This is a genomic window from Segeticoccus rhizosphaerae, assembly GCF_009192725.1.
Classification (GTDB): domain Bacteria; phylum Actinomycetota; class Actinomycetes; order Actinomycetales; family Dermatophilaceae; genus Segeticoccus; species Segeticoccus rhizosphaerae.
Genome location: NZ_VOHR01000393.1, coordinates 1 through 3,142 on the forward strand (window position 1 = coordinate 1; position 3,142 = coordinate 3,142).

A 3,142-nucleotide genomic window follows, 5' to 3' on the forward strand; every position below is an offset into this window, starting at 1 on the left:
TCTCCGCCACCGGGGTGCGGGCCCGTTCCGCGTCGGCGCGCAGCTCCTCGACCACGGAGGACGCCTCCGCTGCCGTCACCTTGGGGCCGGCCGGGACGAGCCGGCGGCCCGTGGCCCCGGCGAAGTCCCAGTCGACCAGCTCGTGCGGCCCGGTCGCGCCGGAGGTCGAAGTGGTTGCCATGGCCAACACCGTACGGGTTTGTCGTGTCGGGGGTCGCGATCCCCGGCGGCTGTGGCGCTCCTTTGAGTGTTCTTCGCTCAGCCGCGACAGCCGCAGTCGGCCAAGCGAGCCACGACCGCGTCGAGTCCCCGCCGCACCTGCGTCATGGCGACCCACGCATTGCCACTCACTCCCTTGCTCCCGGGCCGCTCGCGGGAGCCGCCTGCGGCCTTGCCCTTGGCCGGGGGCGTGAAGGGCCGCACGTTGTCGGCGATCAGCACGAAGACGAGCAGCCGCCCGTCCCGGTCGAGCACGGTGCCGGCCAGCGAGGAGACGCCCGGCAGGCTGCCGGTCTTGGCGCGCGCGATCCCGTCGGCGACCCGCGCCTCCGGGTTGAGGAAGCGGTCGTAGAGGGTACCGGTCAGCCCGGCGACGGGCAGTTGGCTGAGCACGCTCTGCAGGGCCCGGTCCCGCCCGGTCGTCGCCAGTGTGAGCACATCACCGATCACACGGGCAGGGATCCTGGTGCCTGTGGACAGCCCACAGGAGTCGACGAGGTGCACTCCTGTGACGTCGATGCCGAGACCCTTGACCGTGCGCGTCACCCACCGGGCGACCGACGGGAAGTCGGTCCGGGCGCCCTCGTGCGCGGCGGCGATGCGAGCGAGCTGCTCGGTCAGCGCGTTGTCGCTCTGGTCGAGGGCCAACGCGAGCACGTCGCCGATCGGTGCCGAACGCACCGCCCCCAGTGTGCGCCCGGAGGACGGAGCGCGGCCGCGCTCCACGGCGTCGGCCACTGTGACCCCATGCCGGGCCAACGCCTCGCGGAAGGCCCACGCCGTGCTCATCACGGGGTCGGTCGAGGCTGGGTGGCCGGTCGTGGCGCGCTGCGTGGACAGACCGAGCATGGCCACGCCGCCGACGAATCCCTGGTTGATGACGCCCTGGCTCCAGCCGGGCGCGTGCAGCGGCCCCGCGGCATACGAGTCATCCACGGTCAGCCGCAGCGGCTTCGAACTGGCTGACTTGGCTGACTTGCTGGTCTTGCTCGGGCGCGGCGACCTGGCCAGCGATGCCTTGACCTCGGCTGCGAGCTCGTCGAGCCCGGCGTGGCCCGACGTCGAGGAGCGGTCGCCCTTGCCGGGGCTGAGCAGGCTGTCGCCTCCCGCGACCAGTACGATGCTGCGCGGGCTCGATCCCTGGACGACCTTGGTCGTGAAGCGACCGCCGGGGTCCAAGGTGGTGGTCACCGCCGCCGCGGTCAGCAGCTTGGTGGTCGACGCCGGGGTGCGGGGTGCGGATGCGCTGAGGTCGAGCAGGTGCTTCCCGGTCGACGCATCCCGGATCGTCACGCCGAGCGAGTTGCCCAGCTGCTTGTCCCGCAACGCGCCGGCGAGGAAGGTCCGCAGCCCCTTCTCGGTCGGCACCGGGGCCCCGGCCTCGAGCCGCGGCAGCGGCGGCCGCGGGTTGCTGACCGGCGCGATCCTGGTGTGTTGCTCGGTGTGCTGCTCGGCAGTGGCCGCACCGGACGTGGAGCTTTGGCCGGTCCTCGGGCTCGGCGCCGAGGTCGTCTGGTCGCGGGTGAGGACGCCGGGCACCTTGTCGTAGACGTCGAGGGCGCCATAGCCCACCACGGCCACGACGGACACGGCGATGACCCCCGAGACGACTTTGACGAGACGCACAACCCCCCTTAACGACGCGGGTGCGGATACGGGACACTTGCGAGCGAGCCTAAGCCACCCGTGGACCGCGAAAGACCCAGAAGGGGCCTCCCATGAAGTTCGACGTCACGATCGAGATCCCGCAGGGTCAGCGCAACAAGTACGAGGTCGACCACCTCACCGGCCGAATCCGCTTGGACCGCATGCTCTTCACCTCGACCCGCTACCCGGCCGACTACGGCTACATCGAGGACACACTCGGGCAGGACGGAGACCCGCTCGACGCCCTCGTGCTGCTCGAGGAGCCGACCTTCCCCGGCGTGCTGGTGGCGGCACGGGCGATCGGGATGTTCCGGATGCGTGACGAGGCCGGCGGCGACGACAAGGTGCTGTGCGTGCCGGCCGACGACCCCCGCCAGTCACACATCACCGAGCTGGAGCACGTGAGCAAGTACGACCGGCTCGAGATCCAGCACTTCTTCGAGACCTACAAGGAGCTCGAGCCGGGCAAGTCGGTCGAGGGCGCCCACTGGGCCGGCCGGGAGGAGTCCGAGCAGGAGATCCTGGCCTCCATCCAGCGGGCGAAGGACGCCGGGATGACCACCGCTCGTTGGCCCGGACCGCACGCCTGAGTCGGGTCCTTCGGACCCAGCGCGTCGCTGCGGTCAGGACAGGACGCGACCGCCGTAGGGCAGCAGGTCGCCGTAGCGGAAGACTGAGTAGGTGCGGACGTAACCGCCCGCGAACGGCGCCTCGATGATGGTGTCGCCTCCGATGTAGAGGGCGACGTGGTAGATGGTCGACGGCGAGGACCCGTAGAACACCAGGTCGCCGGGCTGCAGCTCACTGATCGGCACGCGCATCGTGTCGTTGTACTGCAGCTTTGACTGGTGCGGCAGGTACACGCCCGCGGCCCGCCACGCCCCCTGGGTCAGACCAGAGCAGTCCCAGGTGCTCGGGCCGTCCGCGGCCCAGACGTAGCGGTCACCCAGCTGGGCACGAGCGAACGCGATGGCGGCGCTCGCACCACTCGCCGGTCCGGACGGAGCCGGGGCCGGTTCGGGTGCGGAAACCGGAATGGCCTGCGCCTGCTCGCGTTCGGCGGCGGCCCGCTCGTCGGCGGCCTTCTGCTCCCGGGCCTTCTGCGCGGCTGCCCGTCGGGCCGCTACCTCCTGCTGCCGCTGCGACTCTGCGCGTCGCGCCGCCTCGGCACGCGCCTCCTGGGCGGCCCGCTCGCGCGCCTTCTCCTGGGCGGCCGCCCTCGCAGCGGCCTCTTCCATGGCCTTCTGGGCGGCAGCCTCCCGAGCGGCCTCCTCCT

General features: G+C 71.6%; 3 protein-coding genes and 1 pseudogene. 1 reads left to right on the forward strand and 3 read right to left on the reverse strand.

What is annotated here, in order from left to right:
* Positions 1-181, reverse strand: a pseudogene (locus FRW57_RS19565) (zinc-dependent metalloprotease); the annotation flags it as partial.
* A gap of 77 nt (positions 182-258) precedes the next feature.
* Positions 259-1,845, reverse strand: a complete 1,587-nt coding sequence (gene dacB, locus FRW57_RS19570) for a D-alanyl-D-alanine carboxypeptidase/D-alanyl-D-alanine endopeptidase (RefSeq protein WP_137122253.1) — start codon at positions 1,843-1,845, stop codon at positions 259-261.
* A 92-nt stretch (positions 1,846-1,937) separates the two neighbouring features.
* Between dacB and FRW57_RS19575 the strand changes: the two genes are divergently transcribed.
* On the forward strand, positions 1,938-2,456 hold the full coding sequence (locus FRW57_RS19575) for an inorganic diphosphatase (RefSeq protein ID WP_137122254.1): 519 nt from the start codon (positions 1,938-1,940) through the stop codon (positions 2,454-2,456).
* A gap of 33 nt (positions 2,457-2,489) precedes the next feature.
* Here the strand turns inward: FRW57_RS19575 and FRW57_RS19580 are convergent.
* Positions 2,490-3,142 (reverse strand): C40 family peptidase (locus FRW57_RS19580; protein WP_162529432.1); only part of this gene is annotated, 653 nt, incomplete at its 5' end.

Bases quoted from the DNA above. Each gene is read 5' to 3' on its own strand.
- FRW57_RS19575 (WP_137122254.1), top strand. From the start codon at position 1,938: ATGAAGTTCGACGTCACGATCGAGATCCCGCAGGGTCAGCGCAACAAG.